This window comes from Streptomyces sp. NPDC058086 (assembly GCF_042885015.1).
In the GTDB taxonomy this organism is placed as follows: Bacteria; Actinomycetota; Actinomycetes; order Streptomycetales; family Streptomycetaceae; genus Streptomyces.
Map to the genome: position 1 here is coordinate 1 of NZ_JBHVST010000100.1, position 15,369 is coordinate 15,369.

The window sequence follows — 15,369 nt, forward strand, 5'->3', positions numbered from 1 at the left end:
AAGCCTCACAGCGCCGATGGTACTGCAGGGGGGACCCTGTGGGAGAGTAGGACGCCGCCGAACAATCTTTGGAGGACCTCTGGTCCCAGCGACTTCGCTGGGACCAGAGGTCCTTTTTTGTTTTTCCGAGGCGCGCCGGGTACCCGGCTGCGCGAGAATGACTTGCGGTACCGATGACAGGAGTCACCATGTCCACCAACTCTCCCGACGAGCGACCGGAGCGCGATCAGCGCCGCCGGGACAGTGGTGACCGCGGCGGCTACCGCGGGGGTCCGCGCCGCGACAACGACCGGCGTGACGACCGCCCCAGTGGTGCTCCGCGCCGCGAGGACGACCGCGGTGGGTTCCGTCGGGACGACAACCGCGGTGGTGGCGGCGGCTTCCGGCGCGACGACAACCGTCGTGACGACAACCGTGGCGGCGGCGGTTTCCGAGGCCGTGACGACCGGCGTGACGACCGGCGTGAGGGCGACCGGGGCGGTCGCCCGCCGTTCCGCCGTGACGATCGGCCCACCAGTGGTCCGCGTCGCGACGACCGTGACCGTGGGGTCCGTCGGGACGGGGACCGTCCGGCGTTCCGCCGTGACGACCGACCCAGCAGCGGCCCGCGCCGTGACGACCGCCCCAGTGGTGGCCCGCGCCGCGAGGACGACCGCGGTGGATTCCGTCGGGACGACAACCGCGGTGGTGGCGGCGGCTTCCGGCGCGACGACCGTAATGACTTCCGCCGTGATGACCGTCGGGACGACCGCCGCGACGATCGCCGGGGCGACGACCGCGGTGGGTTCCGTCGCGACGATCGCCGTGATGACCGTCGCGACAGCGGCGACCGCGGCGGCTTCCGCCGTGATGATCGCGGTGACTTCCGGCGCGACGACCGTCGGGGTGACGACCGTGGCGGGTTCCGTCGGGATGGAGACCGTCCGCCGTTCCGTCGTGACGAGCGGCCCAGCAGCGGCCCGCGTCGTGACGACCGGCCCAGCAGCGGCCCGCGCCGCGACGACCGACCCAGCAGTGGTCCCCGTCGTGACGACGACCGTGGTGGATTCCGTCGCGATGACCGCCGTGACGACCGTCGTGACAGTGGTGACCGCGGTGGGTTCCGTCGGGACGACCGGCGCGATGACCGTCGTGACAGCGGTGACCGTGGCGGGTTCCGTCGGGACGACAACCGCGGTGGTGGCGGCGGCTTCCGGCGCGACGACCGCAGTGACTTCCGCCGTGATGACCGTCGGGACGACCGCCGCGACGACCGTCGTGAGGGGGACCGTCCGGCCTTCCGTCGCGACGACAGGCGGGACGACCGGCGCGATGACCGTCGTGACGACAGCCGTGGCGGCGGCGGTTTCCGCGCCCGCGACGACCGGGGTCGCGACGACCGCGGACGTGGTGGCCCCCGTCGTGACGACCGGGGTGGCCGCCCCGGTGGCACCGGTGGCTTCCGGGGCCGTGACGACCGTCGGGGCGACGACCGGCGCGGTGGCGGCTTCCGTGGCCGCGACGAGCGCGACCGGGACCGTGAGCCGATCAAGCGGCTGCCGATCCCCGATGACGTCACGGGCGAGGAGATCGACGCGGACGTACGGCAGGAGCTCCAGAGCCTGCCGAAGGGGCTCGCGGAGGACGTCTCCAGGAACCTGGTGATGGTCGCCCGGCTCATCGACGAGGACCCCGAGGGCGCGTACGCGTACTCCAGGATCGCCCTGCGGCTGGCGTCGCGTGTGGCCGCCGTACGCGAGGCGGCCGGGTTCGCCGCGTACGCGAACCAGAAGTACAGCGAGGCGCTCGCCGAGTTCCGGGCGGCGCGCCGCATGACCGGGAACGTGGACCTGTGGCCCGTCATGGCGGACTGTGAGCGTGGCCTGGGCCGGCCCGAGAAGGCGTTGGACATGGCGGGTGCGCCCGAGGTGCACAAGCTGGACAAGGCCGGTCAGGTCGAGATGCGGCTCGTGGCGGCCGGCGCCCGGCGCGACATGGGGCAGCTCGACGCCGCCATCGTGACGCTCCAGAGCCCGGAGCTCGCCTCGAACTCCGTACAGCCCTGGACGGCCCGACTGCGTTACGCCTACGCCGACGCGCTGCTGGCCGCCGGTCGTGAGGGCGAGGCGCGCGAGTGGTTCGCGAAGGCCGTCGAGTCCGACAAGGACGGCAGCACGGACGCCTCCGACCGGCTCGCCGAGCTGGACGGCGTCGAGTTCGTCGACGCGTTCGTCGAGGACGAGGACGAGGACGACATCGTCGAGGCCGCGGCGGACGCGGACGCGGAGGCCGACGCCGACACCGAGGTCGAGACCGAGGACGACGGTGAGGACGAGGGCGACGGTGAGGACGAGGGTGAGGACGACATCGTCGAGGCCGAGCAGACCAAGCCCGTCGTCGAGGCCGACGACGATGACGATGCTCCGCGCGGCTGACGTACAGCGGTTGTCGTAGGACATGGGCGGCGGGATTCCGGAAGGGATCTCGCCGCCCACGGCGTTTCAGCCCCTGTTTTCGCCGGGGCGGCTCAGAGGGGCAGCGCCCGCAGTACCAGCCCCGAAGCCGGCTTCGGGCCGAACGACGTCGACTTGCGGGGCATCGTGACGCCCTGGCGGGCGAGGTCGCGTACAACCTCCTCGCGGACCGGGTGCATCAGGACGGCCGTACCGCCGTCGCGCTCCGCCTTGTCCACTGTGGCGGCCGTGTCGTGGATGTACGCGATGTGGGCGGGCGAGTCCTCGGGGATGTCCCAGATGTGGGCCAGGAGAGTGGCGTGCAGGACGGTCGCGTCCAGGGTGCGCCAGGCCTCGGGGCGGTCCGCCGGGACCGTACGGGCGAGGAGGTCCGCGGACGGGCGGTCGACCAGGTGGAACGAGCCGTCGCCCGCGAGGAGGAAGGCGTTGCCCTCGGCGGCGGCCGCGGCCAGGGCCTCCAGGGCCTCGGGGAGCGGAACGTCGAGGTGACGGACGCGGAACGAGTCCGTGAGGGCGCTCAGCGCCTCGGGGACCGGCAGATTGTGCAGCAGGCGGTGGATCGCGCGGACCCGGAGCGGGTAGCGCGCGGTGTCCACCAGGAGCACGAGCCCGTAGTCCCACGGGCTGGGTGAGGGGTGCTCGGCGCGCAGCCGCAGGTACGTCGCCCAGCGGTGGTGGCCGTCCGCGATGAGGGCCTGGTGCCGGCCGAGATCCGTCTGGATCTCGGCCAGGTCGGCCGGGTCGGTGATGGCCCACAGACGGTGGCTGAAACCGTCCTCCGTGGTCGTCGAGAGCAGCGGGTCGCCCTCCGCGGTGCGCTCGATGACGGCGGCCGTGCCGACCCGGGAACCGTTGCCGCGGTAGGTCAGCAGAAGCGGTTCGAGGTTGGCCGAGGTGGCGCGCATCAGGGCCGCGCGGTCCGCGATGATGTGCGGCATGACGTCCTCGTGCGGCAGGACGACGCCGGCGGACGGCTCCGACAGGCGCAGGGCGCCGATGATGCCGCGTTGCAGCATGCCGTCGTCGTGCTGCTCGTAGACGTACAGGCCCGGCTCGGGGTCGGCGGCCAGGACGCCTTCGGACACCCAGTCGTGCAGGGTGTCCGCCGCCTGGCGGTTGCGGGCGGTCGGGGTCGTGTCCTGGGGGAGGATCAGCCGGACGATGTTGTGCGGGTCGGCGGACTCGAGGTGGAGCAGACCGTCCGGCCGGACGATGACGTCGTACGGCGGAGATGTCACGGCGGCGAGGCTGCCGACCCGGTCGGGGTCGTAGCGCAGGCCCCGGAACGGGGTCAGTTCGAGGCCGCTGCGCGCCGGGGTTTCCTCCGCGGGACCTGCATAGTTCATTGAGGCATCGTAAGTGTGCCGGCGCTGTGCGGGATGATCGGGGGAAAGAGATCGAACGAGGAGCGATGCGTAATGAGCCAGACCGCCAGGACCCGGCCCGAGGCCAGTGAACAGGCGCTGAGCGAGGCCTACGACACGGCTCTGCTCGACCTGGACGGTGTGGTGTACGCGGGTGGCAACGCGATCGCGCACGCCGTGGCGTCACTGGGCACGGCCCGCTCGGGAGGGCTGCATCTCGCGTATGTCACGAACAACGCGCTGCGTACGCCCGATGCGGTGGCGGAGCATCTGAGTGAGCTCGGTATACCGACGGGCGCCGATGACGTCATCACCTCGGCGCAGGCCGTGGCGCGGCTGATCAGCGAGCAGGTGCCCGCCGGTGCGCGCGTGCTGGTCATCGGCGGCGACGGACTGCGGGTCGCGCTGCGCGAGCGCGGGCTGGAGCCGGTCGAGTCGGCGGACGAGGACCCGGCGGCGGTCGTCCAGGGGTTCGGCGGTCCCGACCTGCCCTGGGGGCGCTTCGCGGAGGCGTCCTACGCCGTCGCGCGCGGGGTGCCGTGGTTCGCGTCCAACACCGACCTGACGATCCCGAGCGCGCGGGGGATCGCGCCCGGGAACGGGGCCGCGGTGGAGGTCGTACGCATCGCCACGGGCGCCGAGCCGCAGGTGGCGGGCAAGCCGCTGCCCCCGATGCACCGCGAGACGATCCTGCGGACCGGGGCGAAGCGGCCGCTGGTGGTCGGCGACCGGCTGGACACGGACATCGAGGGCGCGTTCAACGGCGAGGTGGACTCGCTGCTCGTGCTCACCGGGGTGACGGACGGCGCGCAGCTCCTGGCCGCCCCGCCGCAGCACCGGCCGACGTACGTGGACGCGGATCTGCGCGGGCTGCTCACCGGGCAGCCGGAGGTCGTGGAGGAGGGCGACGGGTTCCGCTGCGGCGGCTGGACGGCGCAGGCCGGGAGCGAGCATCTGGAACTCGCGGGCGACGGTGAGGCGCTCGACGGGCTGCGGGCGCTGTGCGCGGCGGCGTGGACGGCCGCAGGGGACGGGACGTGCGAGCTGGACGGGGGGAAGGCGCTGGCGCGGCTGGGGCTCTGAAGGCCCCGGGGCTCGTCGGTGGTGGGTGTAGTCACCCGGGATCGAAGCGTGAGCGAGGGTAGGCTAACCTAACCAGGTGTTGGTCGACAGTCCCCCCGAACAGTGCGCGGAGACCGCCCCCGCGCCCCCAAGCCGTCAGGCGATACGCGCCGTTGGGCTCCTCGCGTCCCTGGCCCTTCTGGTGCTCGTCGCGTTGGCGAGTATCGCGATCGGTGCGAAAGCGCTGCCGCTGGACCAGGTCTGGCACGGTCTGTTCCACGGCACGGGGACATACTCCGACGTCGTGGTGGACGACCGGATCTCGCGTACCGTCCTCGGGCTGCTCGTCGGCGCCGCGCTCGGGCTGTCGGGTGCCGTCCTCCAGGCGCTCACCCGCAATCCGCTGGCCGACCCCGGACTGCTCGGCATCAACGCGGGCGCGTCCGCCGCGGTCGTCACCGCCATCACCTACTTCGGTGTCACGAGCCTGAGCGGCTATGTCTGGTTCGCCTTCTTCGGCGCGGCCGGGGTCGGTGCGCTGGTCTGGTTCCTGGGCGGCAGCCGCGGCGCCACCCCGGTGCGGCTCGCGCTGGCCGGCACGGCGATCAGCGCCGCGCTCTACGGCTATCTGCAGGCCGTGATGATCATGGATGACGCGGCGCTCGGCAAGATGCGCTTCTGGACGGTCGGTTCGCTGGCCTCGGCCACCGCCTCGACCATCAAGCAGGTGCTGCCCTTCCTCGTGGTCGGCACGGTCGTCGCGCTGGCGCTCGCCCGGCCCCTGAACGCCATGGCCATGGGTGACGACACCGCCCGCGCGCTCGGCGCCAACCTGAACCGCACCCGGGCGCTGTCCATGGCCGCCGCCACCGTGCTGTGCGGCGCCGCGACCGCGGCCTGCGGGCCCATCGTCTTCGTCGGGCTCATGGTCCCGCACGTGGTCCGCTCCTTCACCGGGCCCGACCTGCGCTGGATCCTGCCGTACGCGACCGTGCTGTCGCCGGTTCTGCTCCTCGGCGCCGATGTCGTGGGGCGGATGGTCGCGCGGCCCGCGGAGCTGCAGGTCGGCATCGTCACCGCGGTCCTCGGCGGGCCGGTCTTCATCTATCTCGTACGACGGCGCAGGACGGCGCAGCTGTGACGACCACACGTACCCGAGCCGTGCGGACGCGCGGCGGTCTCTCCGTCCGGCTCGACGTCCGGGCGTTCACCGTCGTCGTACTGCTGCTGGTGGCCGCGCTCGCCGCGAGCGTGGTGCTGATCGGCACCGGCGACTTCCCGATCCCGGCCGCCGACGTCCTCAAGACGCTCGTCGGCAACGGGAGTGCGGGCCAGGAGTTCATCGTCAATGACCTGCGGCTGCCGCGGGTGCTCGTCGGCCTGCTGGTCGGGGCCTCGCTCGGGCTCGGCGGGGCGCTCTTCCAGTCCATCTCCCGCAACCCGCTGGGCAGCCCGGACGTCCTCGGCCTCGGCCAGGGATCGACGGCCGGGGCGCTCATCATGATCGTGCTCTTCTCGGGCAGCGCGAACCAGGTCGCGCTCGGAGCGCTCGTCGGCGGTCTGCTGACCGGGCTCGCCATCTATCTGCTCGCCTGGAAGCGGGGCGTGCACGGATACCGACTGGTCCTGGTCGGTATCGGAGTCTCCGCGATCGTCACGGCGGTCAACGGCTATCTGCTGACCAAGGCGGACATCGTCGACGCCGCCCGTGCGGTCGTCTGGATGACCGGCTCCCTCAACGGCCGTGACTGGGCGCAGGTCTGGCCGCTGCTCGTCCTGTGCGCCGTCCTCGTCCCGCTCGTCCTCGCCAATGCGAGCGGGCTGCGCATGATGGAGATGGGCGACGACGTGTCGTACGCCCTCGGAGTGCGCGTCGAGCGCGTACGACTGCTGCTGATGCTGGCCGCCGTGCTGCTCACCGCCGGTGCCACCGCCGCCGCGGGCCCGGTCGGCTTCGTGGCGCTCACCGCGCCGCAGCTCGCCCGGCGGCTGACCCGCTCGCCGGGGCCGAACCTGGTGCCGTCGATGTGCATGGGCGCGACCCTGCTGATCGTCGCGGACTGGGCCTCGCAGCGGGCCTTCGGCGCCGATCAGCTGCCCGTCGGCGTCGTGACGGGGGTTCTGGGCGGGATCTATCTGCTGTGGCTGCTGGTCACCGAGCGCAAGGCGGGCCGGATATGAGCGCCGCGGCGAACAAGAACACTCAGGCGAACAAGAACACTCGAAGGAGCACTGTGAACCGCCTGTCCGCCGACAACGTCACCCTCGGCTACGACCAGCGCGTCATCGCGGAGAGGCTGTCGGTGGAGATCCCCGACAACTCCTTCACCGTGATCGTCGGCCCGAACGCCTGCGGCAAGTCCACACTGCTGCGCGCCCTGTCGCGGATGCTCAAGCCCTCCGAGGGACGGGTGCTGCTCGACGGGCAGGTCATTCAGTCGATGCCCGCGAAGAAGGTGGCCAGGACGCTCGGGCTGCTGCCGCAGTCGTCGATCGCGCCGGACGGGATCACGGTCGGCGACCTGGTCGGCCGGGGCCGCTATCCGCACCAGGGCCTGCTGCGCCAGTGGTCGACGGAGGACGAACAGGTCGTACAGGAGTCGATGGCCTCGACCGGCGTCGCCGAACTGGCCGATCGCTATGTCGACGAACTGTCCGGCGGCCAGCGTCAGCGTGTGTGGATCGCGATGGCCCTCGCCCAGCAGACCCCGCTGCTGCTGCTCGACGAGCCGACGACCTACCTCGACATCCAGCACCAGATCGACGTGCTCGACCTGTGCGCCGAACTCCACGAGGAGCAGGGGCGCACCCTGGTCGCCGTCCTGCACGACCTCAATCACGCGGCTCGGTACGCCACCCACCTCATCGCCCTGCGCGAGGGCCGGGTCATCGCCGAGGGCGCGCCGAACGACGTCGTCACGGCCGAACTGGTCGAGGAGGTCTTCGGGCTGCGCTGCCAGGTCATCGACGACCCGGAGACGGGGACGCCGCTGGTGGTGCCGGCGGCGCGGAAGGCCCGCGTGAAAGTGGCCGCCGGAGCCGCTAAAGAAGCTTCCTGAGGCGGAACAGGTCGAGCAGGGCCGCCTCCAGCCGCACCCGGCCCGAGCCCCAGGCCTTCGCGAAGTTCAGCTCCCCGTCGACCATGGCGACCAGGTCGTCGCCGGCCATGGCGAGTCTGATCTGGGCTTTCTCGCGGGGTGGCCCTTGGAGGGTGTCGAGCACCTCGATCCGGCCGTCCTTGAGGCGGCCGGCGAAGGTGATGCCGAGGTCGGTGATATGGCAGCTGAGCGAGCGGTCCAGGGCCGCCGCCTCGCGTACCTTCCCGTCGGCGCCCGCCATGTTGTCCGAGAGCTTGTCGAGTGCGCTGCGGCACTCCTCAATCGTGGCCATCGCGGTCGACGGTACCGCAGCGCTTCGGGGTAGCGTCGGGGCATGAACGAGTCAGTGCCGGAGGCCGGGACTCCGCAGGGCCCGATGCCGGAGCCGGAGGTTCCGGTCGAGGTCGAACCCGAACTCGAGTACGACCCCGCCGCCCCGGCCCCGCTGGACGTGGACCGGACCCCTACCGGGAACGCCGAGGTCGATGCCCAGCTCGACCGGCTGGGCGACGCCGACCACCTCGCCACGGACGGACATGTCGAGGTGTACGAGGATGTACACCGGGGGCTGCGCGACGCGCTGACCGCGCTCGACGCCCGCCCGGGACCTCCGGCGCCCCCTACGCCGTACGACCGCAGGAGCTGAACCCAACGTGGCAGGAGTGGCACGCCGCCGTCTCGACGCCGAGCTGGTCCGCCGGAAGCTCGCCCGCTCGCGCGAGCACGCCAGCCAGCTGATCGCCGCCGGCCGGGTGAGCGTCGGCAAGACCCTCGCGACCAAACCCGCCACCCAGGTGGAGACCGCGGCCGCGATCGTGGTCACCCAGGACGACAGCGACCCCGACTACGTCTCGCGCGGCGGACACAAGCTCGCGGGTGCCCTGGCGGTCTTCGTACCCCAGGGGCTGAAGGTCGAGGGGCGGCGGGCGCTGGACGCCGGAGCGTCCACCGGAGGCTTCACCGACGTACTGCTGCGCGCGGGCGCCTCCCATGTCGTCGCCGTCGACGTCGGTTACGGTCAACTCGCCTGGTCTCTGCAGAGCGATGAACGCGTCACCGTCAAGGACCGTACGAACGTACGCGAGTTGACGTTGGAGGCGATCGATGGGGAGCCCGTGGATCTTGTTGTCGGGGATCTGTCCTTCATCCCGCTCGGCCTGGTGCTGCCCGCCCTCGTGCGGTGCGCGGCGCCCGACGCCGATCTGGTGATGATGGTCAAGCCGCAGTTCGAGGTGGGGAAGGAACGGCTGGGGAGTGGTGGAGTCGTACGCAGTCCGGAACTGCGCGCCGAGGCGGTGCGCGGAGTGGCCCGGCGGGCCGCGGAACTGGGTCTCGGGGTGAAGGGCGTGACCGCGAGTCCGCTGCCCGGACCCTCGGGCAATGTCGAGTACTTTCTGTGGCTGCGTGCCGGGGCACCCGAACTCGACCCGGCCGACGTTGACCGTGCAGTGGCGGAGGGGCCGCGTTGACAGAGACCCGAGCTCGTACTGTTTTCCTGCTGGCCCACACCGGGCGGCCGGCCGCGATCCGCAGCGCCGAACTCGTCGTCCAGGGGCTGCTGCGCTCCGGGATCGGGGTGCGCGTGCTGGAGGCGGAGGCGGCCGATCTGCCGCTGCCGCCCGAGGTGGAGCTGGTGAAGGAAGCCACTCCGCAGTGCCTCGACGGATGCGAACTGCTGATCGTGCTCGGCGGTGACGGCACACTGCTTCGCGGCGCCGAGTTCGCCCGCGCCTCCGGCGTGCCGATGCTCGGCGTCAACCTCGGCAGCGTCGGCTTCCTCGCGGAGGCCGAGCGTGACGACCTCGACAAGGTCGTCGACCGGGTGGTGACCAAGGCGTACGAGGTCGAGGAACGCATGACCGTCGACGTCGTCGTCCACCAGAACGGCGACATCGTGCACACCGACTGGGCGCTGAACGAGGCCGCCGTGCAGAAGGTCTCCGCCGAGAAGCTCCTTGAGGTCATCCTGGAGATCGACGGGCGGCCGGTCACCGGCTTCGGCTGCGACGGCATCGTCTGCGCGACCCCGACCGGGTCCACGGCGTACGCCTTCTCCGCCGGCGGACCCGTCGTCTGGCCCGAGGTCGAGGCGCTGCTCATGGTGCCGATCAGCGCGCACGCGCTGTTCGCCAAGCCGATGGTGACCTCGCCGAACTCGGTGCTCGCGGTGGAGGTGCTGCCGCACATTCCGCCGGGGGTGCTGTGGTGCGACGGGCGGCGGACGGTGGAGCTGCCGCCGGGGGCGCGGGTGGAGGTACGGCGGGGGGCCGTGCCGGTGCGGCTGGCCCGGCTGCACCACGCCTCGTTCACCGACCGGCTGGTGGCCAAGTTCGCGTTGCCGGTCTCCGGGTGGCGCGGGGCGCCGCACTGACGCTCCCGTCAGGTCCACTCCCGTGGGTGACAAGGCACCGTTTGTAGGTGCTTGTCACCTGCGGGTTCGCGGCTGCGGGGCGGGGGCCGTCGCACATCCGTGGCTGGACCTCGTAAGGTCGTGTCCGTGTTGGAGGAGATGCGGATACGGTCGCTCGGAGTCATCGACGACGCGGTCGTCGAGCTGTCGCCAGGCTTCACCGCCGTGACCGGTGAGACCGGTGCGGGCAAGACGATGGTGGTCACCAGCCTCGGGCTGCTGCTCGGCGGGCGCGCGGACCCCGCCCTCGTACGGATCGGCGCCAAGAACGCCGTCGTGGAGGGCCGGATCACCGTACCCACGGGCGGTACGGCGATCGTACGGGCCGAGGAGGCGGGCGCCGAGCTCGACGACGGCGCGCTGCTGATCAGCCGTACCGTTTCGGCCGAGGGGCGCTCACGGGCGCACCTGGGCGGCCGCTCCGTCCCGGTGGGCGTGCTCGCCGAGCTGGCCGACGAGCTGGTGGCCGTGCACGGGCAGACCGACCAGCAGGGGCTGCTCAAACTGTCCCGGCAGCGGCAGGCGCTCGACCGGTACGCCGGGGACGCGGTCGCCGTGCCGCTCGCCAAGTACGCGGGGGCCTACCGGCGGCTGCGGGCCATCTCGGCCGAGCTGGACGAGATCACCACACGCGCGCGTGAGCGGGCCCAGGAAGCCGACCTGCTGCGCTTCGGACTCGACGAGATCGCGGCGGTCGAACCGCGCGCGGGCGAGGACGCGGAACTGTCGGCGGAGGCGGAGCGGCTCGGGCACGCGGAGGCACTCGCGTCCGCCGCCACGGCCGCCCACGCCGCGCTCGCGGGCAACCCCGAGGACCCCGAGGGCATCGACGCGGCGACGCTCGTCGCGGGCGCGCACCGGGCCCTGGAGGCCGTACGGTCGCACGACGCCGCGCTCGCCGGGCTGTCCGGGCGGATCGGGGAGATCAACATCCTGCTGCGCGACGTGGCGGGGGAGCTGGCCGGGTACGCCGACGACCTCGACGCCGACCCCTTGCGGCTCGCGGCCGTGGAGGAGCGCCGGGCCGCGCTCACCCAGCTGACCCGGAAGTACGGCGAGGACATCGACGCCGTACTCGCGTGGGCCGAGCAGGGCGCCGCGCGGCTCCTCGAACTCGATGGCGACGACGAGCGGATCGACGAGCTGACCGGCGAGCGGGACGCACTGCGCGCCGAACTGGGCGGGCTTGCGCAGGCGCTGACGGACGCCAGGACCGAGGCCGCCGAACGGTTCGCCGCCGCCGTGACCGCCGAGCTGGCCTCGCTCGCCATGCCGCACGCGCGCGTGTCGTTCGAGATCCGGCAGACCGACGACCCCGAGGGGGTGGAGCTCGGCGGGCGCACCGTCGCGTACGGGCCCGCGGGTGTGGACGAGGTCGAGCTGCTGCTCGCCCCGCATCCCGGGGCGCCGCCGCGGCCCATCGCCAAGGGGGCCTCCGGTGGTGAGCTCTCACGCGTGATGCTCGCGGTGGAGGTCGTCTTCGCGGGGACCGACCCTGTGCCGACGTATCTCTTCGACGAGGTCGACGCCGGTGTGGGTGGCAAGGCCGCGGTCGAGATCGGGCGGCGGTTGGCCAAGCTCGCGAAGAGTGCGCAGGTCGTCGTGGTGACTCATCTGCCGCAGGTCGCCGCGTTCGCCGACCGGCAGCTGCTGGTCGAGAAGACCAACGACGGGTCTGTGACGCGCTCCGGGGTGAAGGTGCTCGAGGGGGAGGAGCGGATTCGGGAGCTGTCCCGGATGCTGGCGGGGCAGGAGGACTCGGAGACGGCCCGGGCGCATGCGGAGGAATTGTTGGCTACGGCTCGGGGTGACGTGTAGTTCCGTCCGCGGGCGGAGGGCCGGCTCCTGCGTCGCTTCGCGACGGGCGCCTCGACCGCTCCGCGGGCCCCTGGACAGGCCTGCGAGGCGAGGCCCGACCGTTGGGGTGAGGGTTGGGCAACCCGTCGCGAAGACACGCGACTTATCACTCTTGTGGGTGACAGGTGTCGTCGAGTTGGGCGCTACGCCGCGAGGCTTGCTCCGATGACGGTCCCGGAACACCCGTGCGGCCTGGCATCCTTGGCGTAGTACGCGGAGCACGACGTGCGGTACACCCCCCTCTGCCCTTCTTTCTGTATGTTCTCCGTGCCCGTCCGACGCCGAACCAGGAGCCCCGGCCACGTGAGCCACGTGAGCAGCCACTCACCGCACGGTCAGTCGCCGCTGCGCACCGTGCAGGTGCTCGGCGGCGGAAGCGCGGGCAGCAGCGCGCATGTGCGGTCGCTGGCCTCGGGGCTCGTCGCCCGGGGCGTGCGGGTCACCGTGTGCGCACCCGCCGAGGCCGACCTCGCGTACAAATTCAGTGGCGTGGGCGCCCAGCACGTTCCCGTGCCGCGCAGCAGCGATCCGACCGCCGTGGCCGCGCTGCGGGCGGCCTGCGCGGACGCCGACCTCGTGCACGCGCACGGGCTGCACGCCGCGCTGCGGGCCGCGCTCGCGCTCAGCGGGCGGCGCATCCCGCTCGTCGTCACCTGGCACACCCGTTCGCACGCGGAGGGGGCGCGGGCACATCTGCTGCGGCTGCTGGAGCGACGGGTCGCCAGGGCCGCGGCGGTGGTGCTGGGCTCCTCGTCCGACCTCGTGGACCGCGCTCGCAGGCGCGGGGCGCGGGATGCCCGGCTTGCTGCCGTCGCGTTTCCGACGCCACGCAAGGCCGTCGAGTACGGGGACCCCGACCGGCTCCGCCACAAGGCGCGGGCCGAACTCGGCGCCACCGACCGCCCGTTGCTCATGGCCGTCGGCTCCCTCCACCGGCACCGCGGATACGACACCCTGCTGGACGCCTCGCGCGCGTGGCGCTCGCTCGACCCCGTGCCGCTCCTGGTGATCGCCGGAGAGGGGCCCCTGCGGGCGGCCCTCCAGCGGCGGATCGAGGACGAGGAGCTGCCGGTTCGGCTCGTCGGGCGCCGCGACGACGTCTCCGAGCTGCTCCTGGCCTCCGATCTCGCGGTGCTGCCGAGCGGTTGGGAGTCCCGTTCCGTGCTCGCCCAGGAGGCCCTGCACGCGCGCGTGCCGCTCGTCGCGACCGCCGTCGACGGCATCCCCGAACTGGTCGGCGACGCGGCCGAACTCGTCCCGTGCGCGGACGCCGACGCGCTCGCCGAGGCCGTCGTACGGCTGCTCGGGGACGACGATCGCCGGGAGTTGCTCAAGGAGCGGGGGGTGCGGCAGGCCACGACCTGGCCGACCGAGGACGAGACCGTGGCCCAAGTGCTCAGCGTCTACGACGAGTTGACCCAGACGAGGCCCTTCGCCTAGGCCCTGTCCGGTGACTCAGGGCACGTGCCGTCGTGCTCGCAGTGCCAGGCTCAACGCCAGTACCGTCTGCGGGTCGTCCAGGTCCGTGCCCAGCAACTCCCCGATCCGGGCGAGGCGGTTGTAGAGGGTCTGCCGGTTCAGGTGCAGTTCGCGGGCCGTCTCCGCCTTGCGGCCCGCGTGCGCCAGGTACGTCTCCAGGGTGGGCAGCAGCGGCGGCTTGGAGCGGAGGTCGTGGTCGCGGAGGGGGCCGATGGCGCGGTCCACGAAGGCCGCCAGGTCCGGATGGTCGCGCAGCCGCCACAGGAGCAGGTCGGTGTCGAGGCGGCGGGCGTCGTACCAGGGGCGGTCCGTCAGGCCCTGTGCGGCCGTCGCCGTCTCCGCCGCGTGCCGCAGGCCCGCCGAGGCCGCCGCCCAGCCGCCCGCGACCCCGACCACCACCACGGGCGGTTGCGCCCCCGGCCGCTGCATGCCCGCGCGCTCCACACCCGCCCTGAGCGCTGCCGCGACCCGGTCGGCGACCGCGGCGCGCTCGGACTCCGAACGCAGGCCCAGCAGCAGGGGGACGCGGCCCTCCACCGGGCGTACGCCCAAAAGGACCGGCACTCCCACCGAGGCCAGCTCCTCCGCGACCGCGCGCGCCAGGACGGCCCAGCCGCCGCCGGGGGAGGGGCCGTCGGCGAGCCGCATCACGACCGGCAGGAGCGGGCTGTTGCCGGGCTTGAAGCCGAGCACGCGGGCCTGTGCGGGGGCGTCCTCGGCGGCGATACGGCCCTCCGCGAGGTCGGTGAGGAAGTCGCCGCGTCCGCGTGCCGCGAGCTCCTCCTCCTGGCGGGCCTGCATGAGGACGACGGCCAGGATGCCCGCGGCCCGCTCCGCCGCGATCCGGTGCACGGGGGCGACCGGGGCGCTGACGGGAAGGAGGACCAGCCGGGCGCGTACCGAACCGGTGCCGGGGCCGCCGCCCGGCACGTCCACGAGGGTCGTCCCGGCGGGCGGCTCCTCCTTGTGCTGGCCGCGCAGCCCCTCCCACACCTGGAGCGGATCGGCGCCGGCGGAGCCCGCCCCCGCGGCGTACAGGAGCTGTCCGTCCGCGGTCTCCAGGAAGACGGGGTTGCCGCTGAAGTCCGCGAGGATGCCGAGGACCTGGGGTATGCCCCCGCCGCCGAGGAGGGCCTCGGTACAGCGCCGGTGTACTTCCTCGGCCCGCTGCAGCAGTGCGTAGTGGCCGTTGACGATCTCGGTGTGGATCTCCTCCGTGACCGCCACGAAGGGCACCTCGCGGTGCAGCTGGACCAGCGGGAGGCCGGCGGAGCGGGCCGTCTCCACGAGGGCCGAGGGCAGCCGGGTGAAGCGCGGGCCGAGCTCCACGACGAGCGCCGCGATACCGCGCTCCGCGAGGGTGCGGACGAACGCGCGCTGGTCGGCGGGGCGGGTGCCGAGGCCGTAGCCCGTGGTCAGGAGCAGTTCGCCGCCCTTGAGGAGCGAGGCGATGTTCGGGACCTCGCCCGCGTGCACCCAGCGCACGGTGCGGCCCAGCCGGTCGGCGCCTGCGAGGATCTCCGGCAGCCCGCTGCGCAGCCCGGGCAGCTCCAGCGCCCGCTGCACGGTGATTCCGGCGCCCTGGGTGTCGTATCGACTGTCCACATGGCTGTCCAAACGGCTGTCCATGCAGCGGACGCTACCCG

The 15,369-nt window shown here is 72.7% G+C and carries 13 protein-coding genes and 1 pseudogene; 11 read left to right on the forward strand and 3 right to left on the reverse strand.

All coding sequences use genetic code 11. The features are described 5' to 3' along the window. Positions 1-314: 314 nt before the first annotated feature. A pseudogene (locus ACFVWD_RS45525) lies at positions 315-1,373 on the forward strand (hypothetical protein); the annotation flags it as partial. A gap of 162 nt (positions 1,374-1,535) precedes the next feature. Further along, positions 1,536-2,414, forward strand: coding sequence for a hypothetical protein (locus ACFVWD_RS45530; RefSeq protein WP_389604123.1), 879 nt, complete (start codon positions 1,536-1,538; stop codon positions 2,412-2,414). A gap of 92 nt (positions 2,415-2,506) precedes the next feature. On the opposite strand, the gene ACFVWD_RS45535 is transcribed toward ACFVWD_RS45530, so the two are convergent. Continuing rightward, on the reverse strand, positions 2,507-3,799 hold the full coding sequence (locus ACFVWD_RS45535; protein WP_389604078.1) for a DUF1015 domain-containing protein: 1,293 nt from the start codon (positions 3,797-3,799) through the stop codon (positions 2,507-2,509). Between the two features lie 72 nt (positions 3,800-3,871). Between ACFVWD_RS45535 and ACFVWD_RS45540 the strand changes: the two genes are divergently transcribed. From ACFVWD_RS45540 to ACFVWD_RS45555, 4 genes are all read left to right on the forward strand, one after another. Beyond that, positions 3,872-4,900: an HAD hydrolase-like protein gene (locus ACFVWD_RS45540; RefSeq protein WP_389604079.1), complete on the forward strand. Its 1,029-nt coding sequence runs from the start codon at positions 3,872-3,874 to the stop codon at positions 4,898-4,900. 76 nt (positions 4,901-4,976) lie between these two features. Continuing rightward, entirely contained in the window at positions 4,977-6,020 is a 1,044-nt protein-coding gene (locus tag ACFVWD_RS45545; protein WP_389604081.1) for a FecCD family ABC transporter permease, read from the forward strand. Beyond that, positions 6,017-7,060 (forward strand): FecCD family ABC transporter permease, encoded by a 1,044-nt coding sequence (locus tag ACFVWD_RS45550; protein WP_389604083.1) that lies wholly within the window; start codon positions 6,017-6,019, stop codon positions 7,058-7,060. Before ACFVWD_RS45545 ends, ACFVWD_RS45550 begins: the two co-directional genes overlap by 4 nt. Then, a complete protein-coding gene (locus ACFVWD_RS45555) occupies positions 7,057-7,938 on the forward strand; it encodes an ABC transporter ATP-binding protein (protein ID WP_389604084.1) in 882 nt (293 codons plus the stop codon). The genes ACFVWD_RS45550 and ACFVWD_RS45555 overlap by 4 nt, the downstream gene beginning before the upstream one ends. Here the strand turns inward: ACFVWD_RS45555 and ACFVWD_RS45560 are convergent. Continuing rightward, entirely contained in the window at positions 7,922-8,269 is a 348-nt protein-coding gene (locus ACFVWD_RS45560; protein WP_389604085.1) for an SCP2 sterol-binding domain-containing protein, read from the reverse strand. The genes ACFVWD_RS45555 and ACFVWD_RS45560 overlap by 17 nt on opposite strands. A gap of 42 nt (positions 8,270-8,311) precedes the next feature. Here ACFVWD_RS45560 and ACFVWD_RS45565 point away from each other — a divergent pair, with 42 nt between their 5' ends. The 5 genes from ACFVWD_RS45565 to ACFVWD_RS45585 all read left to right on the forward strand — a co-directional run bounded on the left by ACFVWD_RS45565 (position 8,312) and on the right by ACFVWD_RS45585 (position 13,684). After that, complete coding sequence (locus ACFVWD_RS45565) at positions 8,312-8,623, forward strand: hypothetical protein (protein WP_389604087.1); 312 nt, start codon at positions 8,312-8,314, stop codon at positions 8,621-8,623. Positions 8,624-8,630: 7 nt separating this feature from the next. Continuing rightward, entirely contained in the window at positions 8,631-9,446 is an 816-nt protein-coding gene (locus tag ACFVWD_RS45570) for a TlyA family RNA methyltransferase (RefSeq protein ID WP_389604088.1), read from the forward strand. Continuing rightward, the gene (locus tag ACFVWD_RS45575) at positions 9,443-10,348 is read left to right on the forward strand and encodes an NAD kinase (RefSeq protein ID WP_067364895.1); all 906 of its coding nucleotides are present in this window, start codon (positions 9,443-9,445) and stop codon (positions 10,346-10,348) included. Before ACFVWD_RS45570 ends, ACFVWD_RS45575 begins: the two co-directional genes overlap by 4 nt. Positions 10,349-10,486: 138 nt before the next feature. Beyond that, a complete protein-coding gene (gene recN, locus ACFVWD_RS45580) occupies positions 10,487-12,205 on the forward strand; it encodes a DNA repair protein RecN (RefSeq protein WP_168500940.1) in 1,719 nt (572 codons plus the stop codon). Between the two features lie 342 nt (positions 12,206-12,547). Continuing rightward, positions 12,548-13,684, forward strand: coding sequence for a glycosyltransferase family 4 protein (locus tag ACFVWD_RS45585; RefSeq protein WP_389604090.1), 1,137 nt, complete (start codon positions 12,548-12,550; stop codon positions 13,682-13,684). A gap of 15 nt (positions 13,685-13,699) precedes the next feature. Here the strand turns inward: ACFVWD_RS45585 and ACFVWD_RS45590 are convergent, their stop codons facing one another. Further along, positions 13,700-15,352 (reverse strand): PucR family transcriptional regulator, encoded by a 1,653-nt coding sequence (locus ACFVWD_RS45590; RefSeq protein ID WP_389604091.1) that lies wholly within the window; start codon positions 15,350-15,352, stop codon positions 13,700-13,702. Between the last annotated feature and the right edge of the window lie 17 nt (positions 15,353-15,369).